Here is a 16,855-nt window from a genome sequence, read left to right as displayed (position 1 = left end):
CGGGCCACGGCGGCGGCCGGCTGGTCGAGGGGGATCCGCCAGACGACCGGGACCCCCCTCGGCGTCGGGGCGGTGCTAGGCAGCGGACGCGCCATCGTCGGTGATCACCGTGACGTAGGAGGCCGGTGCCTGGATGGCGGAGAGGTCGTTCTCCATGAGCACCTCGTTCCCCTCGCGGCCGATCTCCTCGAAGCCGGCGAAGGCGTAGGCGATCTGCATCATGCGGTTGCGCCCGGTCTCGACGAAGTCGGCGCGCAGGGTGACGCCCGCCTCCTTCGCGAGGTTCATGAGGTGGTTGAGGAGGATGGTGCCCACGCCACGGGACATGACCCGGCAGGACATCAGCAGCAGCCTGAGGTGCCAGTGCTCCTCGCCCTTCTCGATCAGCGTGACGCCGATCTTCCCGTAGCTGCCGAAGCGGTCCTCCAGCGAGGCCACCAGCAGCAGGTGGTCGGGAGAGGTCCGCAGGGCGTCGAGCTCCTCGTACGAGTACGTGCGGCCCGTGGAGTTGAGCTGGTTGGTGCGGATCGTCAGCTCCTCCGCGCGCTGGAGGTCCTCCGTGCGGGCGCGGGTGATGCTCAGCCGCATCCCGAGGTCGGAGAGGAACTGCTCGCTGGGGCCGACGAACTCGGACTCGGCCTGCTCCCGCTCGATCTGGCCGCGGTACATGGAGCGGCGCTGCCGCGACTCGTCGGTGATGAACCGGGGCCTGAACTCCTCGCGCTCGAAGGCCCGGTGGACCTCCAGGGCGTCGACGGTGATCACGTCGGGGAGCTCCCGCGCCACCTCGGCGCGCTCGAACTCCTGGTCGTCGACGAAGGCGATGGCGTCGAGGCCGATGTTGAGGGCGCGGGCGATCTCGCGGACCGAGTGGGACTTGGCGTTCCAGTTGATCTGCGGGTGCAGGAACAGGTCGTCGACGCCGTACTCGCGGAGCCGCTCCATGGCGGCCTCGTGGTCGTTGCGGCTGGCGATCGAGTGCAGGACGCCGGCCTCGTCGAGGCGTCGTATCTCGGCGACGACGTCCTCGCGGAGCGCGGTGGTGCCGTCCTCCAGGAGGACGCCCTCCCACAGGGTGTGGTCGAGGTCCCAGACGATGCACTTGACGCGGCCGCGCTTGGGCTTGCGCAGGACGGCGGGGGCCTGGACGACGGGTTCGGCGGCGGTGCTGGTCATGCGGTCACTCCACTCTGGCGCCGGATCAGGGCCGCCATCGCCTCGATGGTGCGGAAGTTGTCGATGCGGAGCTCCTTGCCCGGGATCGAGACCCCGAAGGTCTGCTCGATGAAGACCACCAGCTCGGTGGCGAGCAGGGAGCTCACGAAACCGATCTTGAAGATGTCCTGGTCGTAGGCGAAGTCGTTGCCCGGGTAGCGCTGGGTGAGGAAGCCCAGGATCTCCGGGCGGGGGTCGGCGGTGGTGTCGTGGGACATGAGAACTCCGGGAAGGGGGTGGGTCGGCCTCAGAGGGTCGTCACGGGCCAGTCGGGCAGGTCGGTGATCTCCAGGACGGCGGCGCTGAACGACCAGCCGCTGCCGATGCCGCAGAGCATCACCTTGTCTCCGGGGCGGACCTCCCCGGTCTCCAGCAGGTGGGTGAGGCCGGCGAGCTGGTCGCCGGCGCCGATGTGGCCGATCCGGCGGCCCCACTCCCAGGTGGCCTGCGACTCGTCGATGCCGTGCGACTTGCGGTGGCCCCAGTCCTGCACGGACCGGCCGACGTTGGGGAAGACGACGCGGGAGATCTCCTCGACGCCGGTGTCCGCGTCGGCCAGGGCGATGTCGATGCTCTCCTGCTGGCGGGCGGTCAGGTCCTTGACGATCTCCCAGATGTTGCCGCCGTTCTCCAGGTGGCGGCCGCGGCGGGCCCGGATGTCCAGCGGCCAGCCCTCGTCGCCGGGCGCGGCGGTCCACGGCACCTCGCCGCGGTACGCGTTCTCGTGGGTGGCGTCGCCGATGACCGAGGTGGACAGCAGCCGGGCCACGCCGGGGCGGCGGGAGAGCACCAGGCCGGTGGCCCCGTCGCTCATGACCATGCCGCCGTCGGAGCGGTACCGGTCGTAGGCGGGGGCGGCGAACTTGTCGCTCGTGGTGATGAGGGCCGCGGTCTCGCCGGAGGCCGCGGAGAGGTGCGCGGCCGCCAGCTCGAACGCCGCCATGCCGCCGTTGGAGGACTGCTTGATCTCCAGGGCCTGCGCGCGCCCGCCGACGGTCTTGCCCTGGACGTAGGAGGCCGCGGTGAAGTGGTCGAGGCCCTGGTGGGCGATGCTGGCGTGCAGGACGAGGGCGAAGACGTCGGCCGGCAGGCCGGCCCGGTCGAGGGCGGTGCGGCCGGCGGTGACCGCCATGTCCACCGGCGAGACGTCCGGGTCGGCCACGCGGATCGAGAGGTACGCGTCCTCGCGCGCCTCGGTCTCGTCGTAGCGGCCTTCGGCGACGGCCGTGGCCACGTCCTCCGTACGGCCCAGATGGGCCGCGGCGCCGTTGACGTGGATGGCATCCCACTTCATGTGCGTTGTCTCCTCGGTCGAGGTGGTCGGGACGGTGGGGGTGGGGGCGGGGTGGGGTGGGGTGGGGACGGGCCGTGGAAAGGCCCGGGCCCGAGGGGGCGGGGAGGGCGGGGACGAGGCCCGGGGGGCCGAAGTGAGGCCCGGGGGCAGGGTTTTGCGGGTGGGGCCCTGGGAGGGCCCCTGGAAGGCCCCGGGGCTGGGGCCCGTGAGGGAAGGCCCTGGGGCAGAGCCCGGGAGGAGCCCTGGGGGTAGGTCCTGGGGGTAGGGCCCGGGAAGGGTCCTGGGGGTAGGGCCCGGGAAGGGTCCTGGGGGTAGGGCCCGGGAAGGGTCCAGGAAGGCCCTGGGGCCGGGGCCCGTAGGGGAAGCCCCGGGGCCGGGCCCCGGCAGGGCCCCGGGAGTAGGGGGAGGTCCGCGGCGGGGCCGGGGGATGTACCCCGCCGCGGACCTGTCCGGGGGCGCCTCAGACGGCGCCGGTGACCTGCCCGGCGGGCTGGTTCTCGTCGAGCGCCGCCTCGGCGGGCTCGGCCGCCGGCTCCGGGGCCGGGGGCTGGAACAGGAGGGCGAGCGCGGCCGCCGCGATCGTGATGACGGCGGCGAGGTAGCCGGTGAGCTGGAGTCCGTCGACCACCGCGCCGATCTCGGGAGTCGCGCCCTTGCTCACGTCGAGGCCGGCGTTGGCGACGGCGACCAGGGCCGCGAGGCCCACGGCGCCGCCGATCTGCTGCGAGGTCGAGGCGAGCGCGGAGGAGACGCCCTGCTCGCCGGGCCTGGCGCCCACCGCGGCGGCGATGAACAGGGACGGGAAGGCGATGCCGCCGCCCAGGCCCCAGACGACGATGCCGGGGACCAGGGCCCAGAAGGAGCCGCCCACCGACATGCCGACGGCGAGGATGCCCATGCCGAGGCCGGTGAAGAAGGAGCCGAAGGCGAGGGTCTTGCCGACGCCCCACTTGCCCATCAGGGGGCCCACGAACTTCGTGGAGGAGCCCATCGAGATGAGGGTGAGGGGCAGGAAGGCCAGGCCGGCGGAGAGCGGGCTGTAGCCGAGGACGTTCTGGAGGTAGGTCGTGAACAGGTAGTAGCCGGTGGCGAGGGTGCCCTGGAAGAGGAAGAACACCAGCATCGTCACGGCCAGACCGCGGCCCGTCAGCATCCGCAGCGGGACGAGGGGGTCGCTGGCCTTGTTCTCGACGACCAGGAAGATCAGGAGCAGGACCACGCCGACGGCCAGCGAGCCGACCGTGCGGGAGGAGCCCCAGCCGCTCTCCGGGCCGGTCGCCAGGCCGAAGACCAGCAGGGTGGAGCCGATGGAGGCGATGATCGCGCCCGGCAGGTCGAAGGAGGTCTTCGGGCCGGTGGAGCGCGCGTCGGCGCCCAGCAGGCGCGGCGCGGCGAGGACCGCGATCAGCGCGAGCGGCACGTTGACGTAGAACACCCAGGTCCAGCCCAGGTAGTTGGTCAGCAGGCCGCCCAGCAGGGCGCCGGCGGCGAGGCCGCCGCTGCCGGCCGCGCCCCAGACCGCCATGGCCTTGGTGCGGGCCGCGCCCTCCTCGAAGTTGATGGCCACGAGGGCGAGCGTGGCGGGCGTCAGCAGCGCGCCGCCGACTCCCTGGATCGCGCGGGCGGCGATCAGGACGCCCGGCCCCTCGGCGAGACCGCCGACGAGGGAGGCGGCTCCGTACAGGACCAGGCCGGTGATGAACAGCCGGCGGGCCCCGAGGCGGTCGACGGCCCGGCCGCCGAGGAGCAGCAGACCGCCGAACGCGACGACATAGGCGCTGACGACCCACTGGAGGGACTGGGCCGTGAAGCCGAGCTCCCTGCCGATGTCGGGCAGCGCCACGTACACGATGTTGTAGTCGAGAGCGACGATGAACTGGGCGAACGCCAGCAAGGCCAGCGTGAGGCCGCTCCCCTTCTGGGTTCGGGTCGCTGAAGAAACCACGATCGGGCTTCCTTCCAAGGTCTACGAGGTATGCGGCGTTCATTACCTACACACCGTTCAGTTATGGCACAACGAACGGTATCTGAACGCCGCTTGCTGTCAAGTGCGCGATGCGCGTGGGGGTTTGGGGGGGTGAGGGTCTGGGTGCGGGCGGGATGCGCGGGGGATGAACGCCGGAAGGTGGCGTCGATCGCTCACCAGCAAGTTAGGTCCGCGGCTCCCCCTAGCGGCAACCCCCACCGGGCCGGACCACCCCCTATTCGCCGGGGCCGGCGCCCGGGGCCGCCGCCTCCGCTCCCTGCCGTTCGGAAATTGAACGGTGTAGAATCCCGACATGGGAGCCACACTGGGACGACGGGAGCGCCTCCGGGCCGAGACGGCCAGAGAGATCAAGACCATCGCGCGCAAGCAGCTCGCCGAGCAGGGAGCGGCCGCGATCTCGCTGCGTGCCATCGCCCGTGAGATGGGGATGACCGCGGGGGCCATCTACAGCTACTTCGGCACCAGGGACGCGCTGATCACCGAGCTGATCTCGGACGTCTACTCCGCCTTCACCGACAGACAGCAGGCCGCGCTCGCCGCCCTGCCGGCCGACGCGGTGGCCGAGCGCATCCTCGTCTTCGGCGAGCAGTACCGGAACTGGGCCGTGTCCCGCCCCGAGGAGTTCCAGCTCGTCTACGGCGCGCCCGTGCCCGGTTATCAGCCCTCCGAGGGCGGCGGCGTGGCCGACGCGGAGCGCCGGGCCTGCGCGTTCTTCGGCGAGCTCGTCGCCGCCGCGTGGTCCGATGCCACCCGGAGCGGCCAGGACTTCGCCTGGTCGGACTTCGGGGAGGAGTTCGCCGCGGCGTTCCGCGCGGAGCATCCCGGCCTCCCGCCCGCCGCCGCCGGGGTCGCCCTGCGCGTGTGGGGCCGCATGCACGGCCTGGTGTCCCTGGAGGTCTACGGCCACCTCACGCCGCAGTCCGCGAACCCCGAGGCGCTCTACCGGGCCGAACTGGTCGATCTGATCGCCTGGCTGGGGCTCACCCCGCCGGAGTGACCGCGGCGGCGCCGCCCATGACGCGGCCGCCCGGGTGCGGAGGCACCCGGGCGGCCGCGTCGGCGCGGACGGTCGTCAGTTGAAGAAGGCGTGCAGCCGCTTGATCCGGCCGCCCTCCAGGACGACGACGTCGATCCCGCCGGCGAACGGGGAACCGGGCGTGCCGAAGGCCCACTTGAACTGGGCCTGGTCGTGGTGGCCGTTCACCTTGTCGGTCAGGTAGAAGGAGACGCCCGGGGGGAAACCGGCCCGCAGCTTGTTCAGGTGCGCGGCGAGCCCGTCCCGGCCCACGGTCTGGATGTCGGGGTCGCAGTACTCGGGGGTCTCCGTGAACAGCTCGTCGATGCCGGCCCGGCGACGGGTGTCGTCCGGCTCGTTCACGACGTCGATGAACTTCTCGATCACGGCCTGGTAGTTGGCGCTCATGGGAAACGTGCCTTTCTTGGTGTGGGTGTGAGGAAAACCGGAATCAGCGGATGATCACCGGAAGTTCGGCGAGGCTCCGGATGGCCAGAGCACCGTTGGTGGCGGGGGTCTCGGTGGCGAGCGTGATGTCGTGGCGCACCAGCTCGGACAGCACGACCTGGGTCGCGAGGCGGGCCACCGGCGCGGCCACGCAGAAGTGGATGCCGTGCCCGAAGCCGAAGTTGCGGATCGGCTTGCGGGTCAGGTCGAGGCGGTCGGCGTGCTCGAAGACCTCCGGGTCGCGGTTGCCGGCGCCGAGCAGCATGAAGACCTCGTCGCCGGGGACGAGCGCGTGCCCGTCCAGCTCGGCCTCCTCCAGGACCGTGCGGTTGATGATCTGGAGGGCGGCGTCGTAGCGCAGCAGTTCCTCCACCGAGGCCGCCGTGCTCTCCGGGTGGGCGCGGAACCACTCCAGCTGGTCCGGGTGCCGCAGCAGGTTGAAGACGCAGAGGCTCATCATGGCCTGCGGCGCGCTGAAGCCGGGCAGGAAGATCGCCATGGTGGTGGTGAGGACCTCGACCTCGCTGAGCCGGTCGCCCTCGTGCTCGGCGGCCACCAGGGCGCTGATCAGGTCCTCGCGCGGCTCGCGGCGCCGCTCGGCTATCAGCCGGGTCGCCAGCTCCCCCATCCACAGCCGCAGTTCGGTCCGCGCCCGGACGGCCTCCGGGGGCATGGCGTACTCCGGGTCGATGCCGCGTCCGCCGTCCGTCGCCGCCTCGATCGAGCGCTCCAGGTACTCGTCCGGAACGCCCATCATCCGGTTCATGATGAAGGCGCTGAGCGGACGGAGCACCGTCGGCATCAGGTCGATGACGCCGTCCCCGGCGCTCTCCCTGGCGGCGGCCAGCCGCTCGGCGACGAACTCCTCGGCGGGGCCGCGCAGACGCTCCACGAGGCGCGGGGTGAACGCCTTGGAGGCGAGCGCCCTGACCCGGGTGTGGTCCGGCGGGTCCATGAAGAAGAACGCCCGGCGCATGCCCTCCGGGGTCGGCATCATCCCCTCCTGGACGCCGGCGCCGTCACCCCGGCCGAAGCGCGGGTCGCGCAGGGCGTTCTGGATGGCGTCGTAGCCGAGGAGGGCGACCCCCGCCGGGGTGCGGATGACCGGTCCGGACTCGGCGCGCAGCTTCTCGTACACCGCGTACGGGTCCGCGTGGAAATCCGGGTCGAACGGGTCGTACGGCAGGACCTCCGGCGGCGTGTAGGCGTCGTCCGGGGCTATGGCGGTTTCGGTCATGACCCACTTCCGTTTGCTGTGAACTCGACGGGAAGGTCGAGCAGAACGGTGTGCTTGTTGTTGGCCCCCCACCGCTCGGGGCCGGTCTGCCGGATCGTGGTCACGCGGTCGAGGAGCGTCTCCAGCACCAGCTGGATGAGCAGCCGGCCGACCTCGTCCCCGAGGCACGAGTGCGTCCCGTGGCCGAAGGAGACGTGCGGGTTGACCGGCCGGCGGACGTCGAAGCGCTCGGGGGCGTCGTACACCGCCTCGTCGCGGTTGGCCGACGGCCACCACAGCGTCACCTTCTCCCCGGCCCGGATCACCTGGCCGTGGAGCTCGACGTCGCGGACGGCGGTCCGGCGGTTGTAGGGGTTGGCGGGCGCCCAGCGCAGGATCTCCTCGACGGCCGTCGGCATCAGGGAGCGGTCGGCGCGCAGGGCCTCCCACTGGTCCGGGTTCCGGGCGAAGGCGAGGACGCCCGCGGCGATCGTGTTGCGCGGCTGCTCGAAGCCGGAGACCAGGAAGAGGACGGCGTTGCCCTCCCGCTCGCGGTCGCTCAGCGGCGCCAGGCCGAGGCCCTCGGGGAGTTCGCCCGCTGCGATGAGGGAGCCGAGGTCGTCGGCGGGCATCTCGCGCTTGGCGCGGACGAAGCCGGTGAAGTACTCCTGCATCGCCGTGAAGGTGGCGACGGAGAAGGCGTCGGGCTCCCCGGTGGCGCGGTTCGTGAAGCCGAGGACCTGGTGCACCCACTCCTGGAGCCGGGGCCGGTCCGTGTGCGGAATGCCGAGGAGCAGGGCCATCGCCTCCAGGGCGAAGGGCTCGGAGACCTCGTCGACGAAGTTCGCCGCGCCGCGCGCGACGAACGCCTCGACGAGCTCCCGGGCCCGCTCGCGCAGGGCGTCGGTGAGCCGGGCGGCCGCCGCGCCGGTGACCGCCGGGGACAGCAGGTGCTTGATCGCGTCGTGGCGGGGGTTGTCCATCATCGGCAGCAGGACGCCGGCGTGCACGCCCACGGGCATGTCGTCCAGGTGCGTCCCCCCGCCCTTCCGGCCGCCGCCGCCCTGGGCCGAGAAGTCGGGGGAACGGGTGACGCCGACGATGTCGGCGTGCCGGGTCAGGACCCAGAAGTCCTCGCCGTCGGCGCTGTGGCCCGCGGGATGGCGCAGCAGCGGGGCGTCCCGGCGCAGCCGCGCGAACAGTTCGTACGGCAGTCCGTCGGCGAAGGCCGCCTGGTCGGTCAGGTCGAAGCCGTCCAGGATCGCCGGGAGCCGGTCGGTGGTCTCGGTGGTCATCGGGGTGTCGGTGCCTCTCTGGTATCGGCGGCGTCGGGGCCGTCAGACACGTGTGGCGCCGGTCAGCCAGGCGTGGCTGACCTTGGCGTGGTCGGGTTCGGCGGTGTCGCCCGCCGCGAGGCGGCGGAAGTGGCCGGCGGCGCGGTGCAGCGCTTCGGTGCAGTGGATGTCGGCCAGGTCCTGCGGGTCGCCGCCCCACGCGGCGGGTCCCTCGTCGGCGTCCTGCCCGGTCAGGTGGCTCGCCCAGGCCAGGGCGGCGGTGCACGAGAGCAGCTCGGACGCGGCCCGTGCGACGAGGGCCGTCGTCTCCTGCCGCTCGTACAGGGCGTCCCGGTCCGGGTGCCGGCGGAGCAGTCCCCGGCACAGGGCGCGCAGTTCCGCGGTCAGCCGGTCCACCTCCGCGGCGTGGTCCCGGTTTGCGGGGGAGAGCGCGAGGGCCCCGGCGCCCCGTCCGTGGTCCTCGGGGCGGTCGTCGGTGTCGTCCGGGCGGTCGTCGGTGTGGTCCGCGCCGTCGTCGTCGAGGGCGTCCAGGAGCAGCCTGGCCGCCTGGTGGTCGAGCCGGAAGTCGACGTTGCCCGCGATCCGCAGCCCGCGGGCGTCGCGGTAGGCGCGCTCCACGGGCAGTTCCTCGGCGCCGCGGGCGCGCTTGCTCGCCACCGTCTCGAAGCCCTCGGCGCCCAGCAGGCCGACCGTGCGGTCGACCACCCGGCCCGCGGCGCGGACCAGGATGTTCTTGGCGAGGAGCTGTTCGGGCCAGCGGTCGACGAGGCCGGCGCCGATCAGGGAGAGCCTGGCCACGGCGTCCATCGCGAAGACCTCCGCGAGCGTCAGCGCGACGATCCGCCGCACCTGGTCGTAGGTGCCCAGCGGCCGCCCGTCCACCTCCCGCCTGCGGACGAACGAGCGGGACCACTCGGCGCAGTTCTCGGCGATGGCCAGGGCGGGCGCCCCGGTGAAGTGCAGGCGCCCCGTCAGGGCGAGGAAGGCGACCGCGGCCGGAAGCCGGTCGCCGTCCCCCTCCACGAGGATCCGCTCGCGCTCCACCCTCAGGCCGTGGAAGGCGAGCGAGCCGTTGGGCAGTCCCCGGCTCCCCATGAACTCGATGCGCGAGTCCACCTCGAACGCCGGGTCGGAGGTGTCCAGGTAGGCGATCGCGAGCCGTCGCCGGTCGGGGTCGAGCAGGGTCACCGACACCGGCAGCAGGTCCGCCACCGGTCCGTTGCCGATGAACAGCTTCTCGCCCCGCAGCACGTAGGCCGCGCCGTCCTCGGTGGGCGTTCCGGTCAGTGCCGGCCAGGTGTTGTTCTGGCCGGTGCGGTCGGTGTCCCCGAATCCGGAGACCACGCCCTCGGCGATCCGCTTCCGCACGTGGTCGCGCAGCGGCCCCTCGGGCAGGGCCGGCAGCAGCGCCGTCGCGCCGACTCCGGCCTGGATGGCCATGACCTGGCCGGCCGTCACGGACCCGCGGGCCGCCCGCGTGAGGGTGCGGAAGGCCTCGTACGAGGTCAGGCCCAGGCCGCCGAGGTCGGCCTCGACGCACAGCCGGAGCAGACCGCGCTCCTGGAGGCCGGCCAGGAAGCCGTCCGGCAGCCGGCGGTCGCGGTCCAGGTCCTCCGGGTCGACCGTCGCGTCGATGTGGGCCGCCGCGGCCGCGGCGGCCGCGTCACCGGCGGCGCGCTCGTCCGGCGTGGACCGCGGGAAGCGCTCCAGCAGGTCCCAGCGGGTCCGGCCCGCCGCGAGTCCGGCCAGGAATCCGGGCATGCGTACGACTCCTTGGGGTGGGTGGGAGGAGGGCGAGAGGGGGCGACGGGCGGCCGGCGACCGGGCGCCTCCCCCGTGCACTGCCACGCTAGGAACGGCCGCCCCCTACCGCCAACCCCTGATCGGAGCGCCCCTCCCCTACCGGGGGGCGCGCCACGATCCGGCGCCCCGGTGCGCGACCGAGCGCGGCCGGTGCCAGCCCGCGGCGGCGGGCCCGCCGGGGTCCGGGGCCCGGTGGGCGGCCTCCTCCGTCCGGCCGGCCCCCAGGGCCAGGAGGACGGCGGTGACGGCGGCGATCTCCTCGGCGTCGGCGCGGCCCCGCTCGATGCGGATGCCGCTCACGTCGGCGCGTTCCCGTGCTTGCGGGCCGGGATGTCGGCGTGCTTGGTGCGCAGCATCGCCAGCGTGCGGATGAGGACGGCCCGGGTGTCGGCCGGGTCGATGACGTCGTCGACGAGACCGCGCTCCGCCGCGTAGTAGGGGTGCATCAGCTCGGTCTGGTACTCCTTGATCTTCTGCCGGCGCACGGCCTCCGGGTCGTCCGCGCCGGCGATCTCCCGGCGGAAGATGACGTTCGCCGCGCCCTCGGCCCCCATGACGGCTATCTCGTTGGTGGGCCACGCCAGCGCGATGTCCGCGCCGATGGAGCGCGAGTCCATGACGATGTAGGCCCCGCCGTACGCCTTCCGGACGATGAGCGAGATCCGGGGCACGGTGGCGTTGCAGTACGCGTACAGCAGTTTCGCGCCGTGCCGGATGATGCCGCCGTGCTCCTGGTCGACCCCCGGCAGGAAGCCGGGCACGTCGACCAGGGTCACGAGGGGGATGTTGAAGGCGTCGCAGAACTGGACGAACCGGGCGGCCTTCTCCGACGCCTCGATGTCGAGCACGCCCGCCATCGCCATCGGCTGGTTGGCGACGATCCCGACGACGTCGCCGTCCATCCTGGTCAGCGCGCACAGGATGTTGCCCGCCCAGGCGGGGTGCACCTCGAAGAACTCGCCGTCGTCGGCGATCTCCTCGATGACCGCGCGCATGTCGTAGGCGCGGTTCGCGTCGGCCGGCACGAGGTCGAGGAGCGCGGGGGTGGGCCGGTCGGCCGGGTCGCCGCCCGGCTCGCGCGGCGGCAGCTCCCGGTTGTTGGACGGCAGGAGCGACAGCAGGTACCGCACGTCCTCCAGGCAGCTCTCCTCGTCGTCGTAGGCGAAGTGCGCCACGCCGGACGTGGCCGCGTGGACGTCGGCGCCGCCGAGGCCGTTCTGCGAGACCTCCTCGCCCGTCACGGCCTGCACCACGTCCGGTCCCGTGATGAACATCTGCGAGGTCCCGCGGACCATGAAGACGAAGTCGGTCAGGGCCGGGGAGTAGGCCGCGCCGCCCGCGCAGGGCCCCAGCATCACGCTGATCTGCGGGATCACCCCCGAACCGCGGGTGTTGCGCTGGAAGATGCCGCCGTAGCCGGCGAGCGCCGTCACCCCCTCCTGGATCCGGGCCCCCGCGCCGTCGTTGAGACTGACCAGGGGCGCGCCGGCCGCGGCGGCCAGGTCCATCAGCTTGTGGATCTTGGCCGCGTGCGCCTCGCCGAGGGCGCCGCCGAAGATGCGGAAGTCGTGGGCGTAGACGAAGACGGTGCGGCCGTGCACGGTGCCCCACCCGGTGATCACCCCGTCCGTGTAGGGCTTCCGGTCCTCCAGGCCGAAGCCCGTCGCCCGGTGCCGGCGCAGCGGCTCGATCTCCTGGAACGAGCCCTCGTCCAGGAGGAGTTCGATGCGCTCGTGCGCGGTCAGCTTGCCCTTGGCGTGCTGGCGTCCGGTGGCCTCGGGGTCGGGGCCCCGCCGGGCGAGCTCCTTCAGCGCGGCCAGCTCCGTGACGCGCGCGGCGATCGTCGTCGTACTCACTGCTTCTCGCTCCCCGTCGTGGTCAGCCGGTCGACCAGCGGGCCGATCCGGTCGAGTTCCCTGAGGCCGGTGCCGCTGGCCACCACGTAGCCGTCGGGGCGCAGCAGCATGAATCCGGCGCCCTTGCGGGACAGGTGGTCGTGCCGCAGGAGGGTTTCGTGCCGGGCGGCCAGGCGCCCGGCCCGCCGGGTCAGTTCGCCGCCCGCGCCGCCGGAGGTGACGAGCCTCAGGCGCGTGCCGACGTGGCCGGGCGGGCTCTTCGGGACCCAGTGCGGGGTGCGGGCGCCGGGCCTCGGCAGCCGGCCGGTCCCCCAGGACAGGAGGGTGGCCTTCGAAGCCGGCGCGCGGTGCGCGGCTTCGTCCCCGAACGTCTCCGGGTAGCGCACCCGCCAGCCGGCCAGGAGCGGGACGAACCAGCGGCGCAGCACGCCGGTGGTGTCGAGACCGTGCCAGGCGAGGTCCCGCGCCCGGGAGGCGGCGGGGCTCAGCGTGAACATCCGGATGAGCTGGTGGGTGGTGCGCAGCACCTGCTCGGCGGCGGCCCGGCGCTCCGCCTCGTAGCTGTCGAGGACCGACGCGTCCAGGGTGCCGCCGACGACGCCGGCCAGCTTCCAGGCGAGGTTGTGCACGTCCTGGAGCCCCAGGTTGAGCCCCTGGCCGCCGATCGGCGAGTGGGTGTGCGCGGCGTCCCCGACGAGGAACGCGCGGCCCATCCGCATCGGGGCGGCGATCCGCTCCGAACTCGTGAACGTGCGCAGGCTGTCGACGCGGGTGAGGGTCATCCCCCCGGGCCCCCGCTCGTCCAGCAGGGCCTGGACCGACTCCGGCGTCAGCGGCGTGTCGGCCGGGACCGCGGCGGAGACGCGGACGTTCCCTCCGGCCATCGGCGCGAAGACCAGGGAGCCGGTCCTGCCGAGGAAGTAGTGGACGGCCCCCCTTTCGTACGTGCCCTCGATCCGGCCCTCGGCGAGGATGAAGGTCAGGGGGACCCGGTCGCCGGTGAAGTCGATGCCCAGCCGGTCGCGGACCGTGCTGCGCACTCCGTCGGCGGCGATCAGCCACTCCGCGGTGATCCGCTCCGTGCCGGCGGGCCCTTCGGCGGTCACGTCGACCCGGTCGCCGCGCACGGCCACCCCGGTGACCTTGGTGTGCCGCTCGATCTTGCCGCCGAGCCGCGTCAGCTCCTCCTCCAGGAGCAGGTTCGTCTGCTCCTGGGGAAGCAGCAGCGGCTCGTTGTGCCCGCCGAGCACGATCCGCAGCCTGCGGCCGCCCGTCAGGTGGTAGTTCATCGCGCGGACCTTCATGCCTCGGTCCTCCGCGTCGTCCAGGAGGCCCAGGCCGCGCAGGACCTCCAGGGCGGGCGGCCAGAGCTGGAGGGCACGGGTGCCCCGGCTGCGTCCGGGCGCGGAATCGAGGATCCGCACCGGAACGCCCAGGCGTAGCAGTTCACATCCGGCGGCCATGCCGGCTGGGCCGGCTCCGGCTATCAGCACGGGGATCGTCATCGTCACGGTCCTTTGCGTCGGTCGTCCCTCGGGGACGTCGGTGGTCGTGGTGGTGGGTGGGGTGCCGGGGAGGGGGGCGGACGGCCCCGGCCGGCCGGGTCACGCCTGGTGCAGCGCGCCGCGCAGCCAGGTGGCGACCGAGCGGGCGGCGTCGGCCGCTCCGCGCTCGATCAGCCCGAAGTGGTCCGCCGGGACGTCCACGGTCCAGTGGGGCTGGGGCCAGGAGGCGCGCCAGTCGCCGCCGGGCAGCCCCGGCACCGGCCGGTCGGCGCGCACCAGGAGGATCGGGGTCTCGATGTCGGCGGGGCTCCAGTCCGCGACCATCCGCAGATAGGCGCCCATCGCGGTGACGCGGTGCGCGTCGGAGGGACCGGGACCGGCCGCCGGGGCCTCGCCCGGGAAGTCGGCCATGCGCTCGGTCATGCCGTCCAGGAAGGCGGGGACCAGCCGCGGCGACAGCCCCTCGTCGGGGACGTACGTGTCGAGCAGCACCAGGGCCCGGGGCAGGACGTGGCCCCGCTCCTCCAGCTCCCGGGTGACGGCGTGCGCGAGGATCCCGCCCGACGAGTAGCCGACGAGCGCGAACGGCGCTCCCGCCGCCCGCTCCACGACCGCGTCCGCCGCCGCGCCGACGAGGTCGTCCAGGCAGTCGGGCACGGCCTCACCGGCCCGGAAACCGGGCAGGGTGATGCCCGCCACGTCCCGGACCCCGGAGAAGGGGGCGGCGAACCGCGCGTACTGGTGACAGCCGGACGTCGCGAGCAGGGTGGGGAAGCAGATGAGGGCGGTCTCGTCGGCCCCCTGGGCCAGGAGCGTCGACCCGGTGGCGGGCGGGGCGTGCGGGGCGGACGGCTCCACGAACGCCCCGTGCAGGGCGGTCAGTTCGTCGAGCACCCCGGTGATGTCCGTGCCCTCGCGGGCCTGGCGCAGCAGGTCGTGCACGGTGTCCGCCACCGTCGACTCCGGCGTCCCCGGCCCGGCGGGCGCGGCCGTTCCGGCCGGCGAGGCCGCTTCCGCCGGCCCGGTCGCTTCCGCCGGGGAGGCGAGCGCGGCGAGGAGGTGGTCGGCGACCTTGTCCGGGGTGCGCAGCTCCAGGATCGCGCGGGCGGGGATCCGCACCCCGCTCGCCGCGGCCAGCCGGTTCCGCAGCTCCACCGCCGTGAGCGAGTCCATCCCCAGCTCCAGGAAGGCGCGTCCGGCGTCGGTGCCGGCCGGGTCGCGGTGCAGGACGGCCGCGGTCTGCTCCCGGATCAGCGCCTCGACCAGCACGCGCCGCTCCTCGGGCGGTGCGGCGGCCAGGTCCGCGATCGCGGTCGCGCCGCCCGTCCCGGGTCCGCCGGAGGAGCGCTCCCGGCGGGCCCGTGCGGCGTCGGGGACCTCCCCGAGCAGGGGCCGTACGTCACCGGTGGTCTCCACATAGCGCGCCCAGTCCAGGTCGGCGACGACGGACAGCGTCTCGCCGCCGGTCAGGGCGGCCCGGAGCGCGGCCACCGCGTGCTCGGACGGCAGGGCCGGGGTGCCGCGCCGCCGCAGCCGGCCGAGCTTCTCGGCGTCGGCGGGCGTGGAGACGACCTCGTCCTCCCACAGGCCCCAGGCGATCGCCGCGGCCGGCTCGCCGAGGCCGGCCCGGTGCGCGGCCAGCGCGTCGTCGTAGGCGTGCGCGGCGGCGTACGCGCCCAGGCCGGGTCCGGCACCGAACGCCGAGGCGATGGAGGAGAACAGGACGAACGCCGACAGGCCGCGGCCCAGCGTCAGTTCGTGGAGGTTCCGCGACCCCTCCTGCCGCGTGCGGACCAGCGTGGCGAAGCGCTCGGGCGCGACGCCGTCCAGGGCGTACTCCTCGCGGTGCCGTTCGGTGTGCACGACGGCCGTCAGCGGTTCGCCGTCGGGCACGGAGTCCAGCACCCCGGCCAGGGCCTCCCGGTCGGCCGGGTCGCACACGACCACGGTGCAGCGTGCTCCGCGTGCGGCGAGGTCCGCCTCCAGTTCCTCCCTGACGCGGGCGGGGGTCTCCCGCGCGGAGGTCAGGAGGAGGTGCCGGGCCCCCCAGTCCGCCAGGGCCCGCGCGACGTGGGCGCCGACCGGTTCGGTGCCGCCCGTGACGAGCACGGTTCCGGAGGCCGTCCAGCCCGCGCCGGCCGCCGGCGGGGAGGCGGGAGAGGCCGGAGCCAGTCTCCGGGCGAGCAGGCCCGACGGGCGGATGGCCAGCTGGTCCTCGTCGCGCAGGCCACCGGCGAGCACCCCCGCCCACCAGGAGCGGGACCGGGCGTCGAGCTCCGCCGGCAGGTCGATCAGGCCGCCCCACTGGGCGGACAGTTCCAGGGGCACGACCTGCCCGAGACCCCATACGGGGGCGTCCCCGGGGTTCTCCAGCAGGTCCGCGGGCCCCGTCGAGACGGCGCCCCGCGTCACGCTCCACACCGGTGCGGCGACCTCGGCGCGCGCCAGGGCCTGGAGGAGCGCCACGGTCCCGGCCGCGGGAAGCAGCGAGATCACTCCGGCCGGCCGGGCGTCGAGGAGCTCCTGGCCCGGGAAGGCGTCGAGGGCCGGGGGCACGCTCAGCGTGACGGCGTGCGCGCCGTGCGCGGACAGCATCGCCGCGGCGGATCCGGCGTCCGGCTCCGCGCCGGAGGGCACGGCGACCACCCAGGTGCCCGACAGCGCGCCCGCCGCCGGGGGCGCGACGGGCCGCCAGGCGACCTCGTACCGCCAGGTGTCCGCCGCCGGGCGGCCGGCGCGGGCCCGGTACCAGCGTCCCAGGGCGGGCAGCACCTGCTCCAGGGCCGCTCGGGCGTCGGTGCCGAGCGTGGTGGCGAGGGCTTCCAGGTCCTGGTCCCGCACCGCCCGCCAGAACGGGGAGTCCGCCGTCACGTCCGCCGGGGCGGCCGGGCTCTCGGCGGCGGTGACCCAGTACCGGGCGTGCTGGAAGGGGTAGGTGGGGAGGTCGACGAGACGGGCGGGCCGGTCGGCGAAGGAGCGGGTCCAGTCGACGGGGACGCCCTGGGTCCAGGCCTCGGCGAGGGAGGTGGTGAAGCGTTCGGTACCGCCCTCCTTGCGCCGCAGGGTGCCCAGAGTGACGAGGGGGGTCTGGATCTCCTCGGCGGTCTGGTCGACGGCCAGGGTCAGGACCGGATGGGCACTGGTCTCCACGAAGACGCGGTGCCCGTCCTCCACCAGCCGGCGCACCGCCGGCTCGAACAGCACCGGACGCCGGCAGTTCTC

13 protein-coding genes are annotated in these 16,855 nt (G+C 73.9%); 1 reads left to right on the top strand and 12 read right to left on the bottom strand.

Features of this window, described 5'->3' with window-relative positions; all coding sequences use genetic code 11:
- Nucleotides 1-75 precede the first annotated feature (75 nt).
- From ACF1ED_RS36865 to ACF1ED_RS36850, 4 genes are all read right to left on the bottom strand, one after another.
- Nucleotides 76-1,176, bottom strand: coding sequence for an HAD-IIIC family phosphatase (locus ACF1ED_RS36865; protein ID WP_391767735.1), 1,101 nt, complete (start codon nt 1,174-1,176; stop codon nt 76-78).
- A complete protein-coding gene (locus ACF1ED_RS36860) occupies nt 1,173-1,433 on the bottom strand; it encodes an acyl carrier protein (protein ID WP_391767734.1) in 261 nt (86 codons plus the stop codon). Before ACF1ED_RS36860 ends, ACF1ED_RS36865 begins: the two co-directional genes overlap by 4 nt.
- 29 nt (nt 1,434-1,462) lie before the next feature.
- A complete protein-coding gene (locus ACF1ED_RS36855; protein WP_391767733.1) occupies nt 1,463-2,509 on the bottom strand; it encodes a ketoacyl-ACP synthase III family protein in 1,047 nt (348 codons plus the stop codon).
- Between the two features lie 460 nt (nt 2,510-2,969).
- Complete coding sequence (locus ACF1ED_RS36850) at nt 2,970-4,454, bottom strand: MFS transporter (protein WP_391767732.1); 1,485 nt, start codon at nt 4,452-4,454, stop codon at nt 2,970-2,972.
- Between the two features lie 334 nt (nt 4,455-4,788).
- Here ACF1ED_RS36850 and ACF1ED_RS36845 point away from each other — a divergent pair, with 334 nt between their 5' ends.
- Nucleotides 4,789-5,493 carry a TetR/AcrR family transcriptional regulator gene (locus ACF1ED_RS36845; RefSeq protein WP_391767731.1) on the top strand — a complete coding sequence of 235 codons (705 nt, stop codon included), beginning with the start codon at nt 4,789-4,791 and terminating at the stop codon, nt 5,491-5,493.
- A gap of 75 nt (nt 5,494-5,568) precedes the next feature.
- Here ACF1ED_RS36845 and ACF1ED_RS36840 read toward each other — a convergent pair whose 3' ends face one another.
- From ACF1ED_RS36840 to ACF1ED_RS36805, 8 genes are all read right to left on the bottom strand, one after another.
- Nucleotides 5,569-5,919 (bottom strand): nuclear transport factor 2 family protein, encoded by a 351-nt coding sequence (locus ACF1ED_RS36840; RefSeq protein WP_391767730.1) that lies wholly within the window; start codon nt 5,917-5,919, stop codon nt 5,569-5,571.
- A gap of 43 nt (nt 5,920-5,962) precedes the next feature.
- A complete protein-coding gene (locus ACF1ED_RS36835; RefSeq protein ID WP_391767729.1) occupies nt 5,963-7,195 on the bottom strand; it encodes a cytochrome P450 in 1,233 nt (410 codons plus the stop codon).
- Complete coding sequence (locus ACF1ED_RS36830; protein ID WP_391767728.1) at nt 7,192-8,469, bottom strand: cytochrome P450; 1,278 nt, start codon at nt 8,467-8,469, stop codon at nt 7,192-7,194. The genes ACF1ED_RS36835 and ACF1ED_RS36830 overlap by 4 nt, the downstream gene beginning before the upstream one ends.
- 42 nt (nt 8,470-8,511) lie before the next feature.
- On the bottom strand, nt 8,512-10,230 hold the full coding sequence (locus ACF1ED_RS36825) for an acyl-CoA dehydrogenase family protein (protein ID WP_391767727.1): 1,719 nt from the start codon (nt 10,228-10,230) through the stop codon (nt 8,512-8,514).
- A 138-nt stretch (nt 10,231-10,368) separates the two neighbouring features.
- Complete coding sequence (locus tag ACF1ED_RS36820) at nt 10,369-10,572, bottom strand: acyl-CoA carboxylase subunit epsilon (protein WP_391767726.1); 204 nt, start codon at nt 10,570-10,572, stop codon at nt 10,369-10,371.
- Nucleotides 10,569-12,128: an acyl-CoA carboxylase subunit beta gene (locus ACF1ED_RS36815; protein ID WP_391767725.1), complete on the bottom strand. Its 1,560-nt coding sequence runs from the start codon at nt 12,126-12,128 to the stop codon at nt 10,569-10,571. Before ACF1ED_RS36815 ends, ACF1ED_RS36820 begins: the two co-directional genes overlap by 4 nt.
- Nucleotides 12,125-13,633 (bottom strand): FAD-dependent oxidoreductase, encoded by a 1,509-nt coding sequence (locus ACF1ED_RS36810; RefSeq protein WP_391767724.1) that lies wholly within the window; start codon nt 13,631-13,633, stop codon nt 12,125-12,127. Before ACF1ED_RS36810 ends, ACF1ED_RS36815 begins: the two co-directional genes overlap by 4 nt.
- A 99-nt stretch (nt 13,634-13,732) precedes the next feature.
- Nucleotides 13,733-16,855 (bottom strand): KR domain-containing protein (locus ACF1ED_RS36805; RefSeq protein ID WP_391767723.1); only part of this gene is annotated, 3,123 nt, incomplete at its 5' end.

The organism is Streptomyces sp. NPDC014656 (assembly GCF_043084305.1).
Lineage (GTDB): Bacteria > Actinomycetota > Actinomycetes > Streptomycetales > Streptomycetaceae > Streptomyces.
The sequence above is the reverse complement of the archived record's forward strand: the minus strand, read 5'-3'. Positions and strand labels throughout refer to the sequence as shown.

Coding starts and splice junctions, on each gene's coding strand:
- ACF1ED_RS36825 (WP_391767727.1), bottom strand. CDS start 10,230: ATGCCCGGATTCCTGGCCGGACTCGCGGCGGGCCGGACCCGCTGGGAC.
- ACF1ED_RS36865 (WP_391767735.1), bottom strand. CDS start 1,176: ATGACCAGCACCGCCGCCGAACCCGTCGTCCAGGCCCCCGCCGTCCTG.
- ACF1ED_RS36845 (WP_391767731.1), top strand. CDS start 4,789: ATGGGAGCCACACTGGGACGACGGGAGCGCCTCCGGGCCGAGACGGCC.
- ACF1ED_RS36840 (WP_391767730.1), bottom strand. CDS start 5,919: ATGAGCGCCAACTACCAGGCCGTGATCGAGAAGTTCATCGACGTCGTG.
- ACF1ED_RS36835 (WP_391767729.1), bottom strand. CDS start 7,195: ATGACCGAAACCGCCATAGCCCCGGACGACGCCTACACGCCGCCGGAG.
- ACF1ED_RS36830 (WP_391767728.1), bottom strand. CDS start 8,469: ATGACCACCGAGACCACCGACCGGCTCCCGGCGATCCTGGACGGCTTC.
- ACF1ED_RS36860 (WP_391767734.1), bottom strand. CDS start 1,433: ATGTCCCACGACACCACCGCCGACCCCCGCCCGGAGATCCTGGGCTTC.
- ACF1ED_RS36810 (WP_391767724.1), bottom strand. CDS start 13,633: ATGACGATCCCCGTGCTGATAGCCGGAGCCGGCCCAGCCGGCATGGCC.
- ACF1ED_RS36855 (WP_391767733.1), bottom strand. CDS start 2,509: ATGAAGTGGGATGCCATCCACGTCAACGGCGCCGCGGCCCATCTGGGC.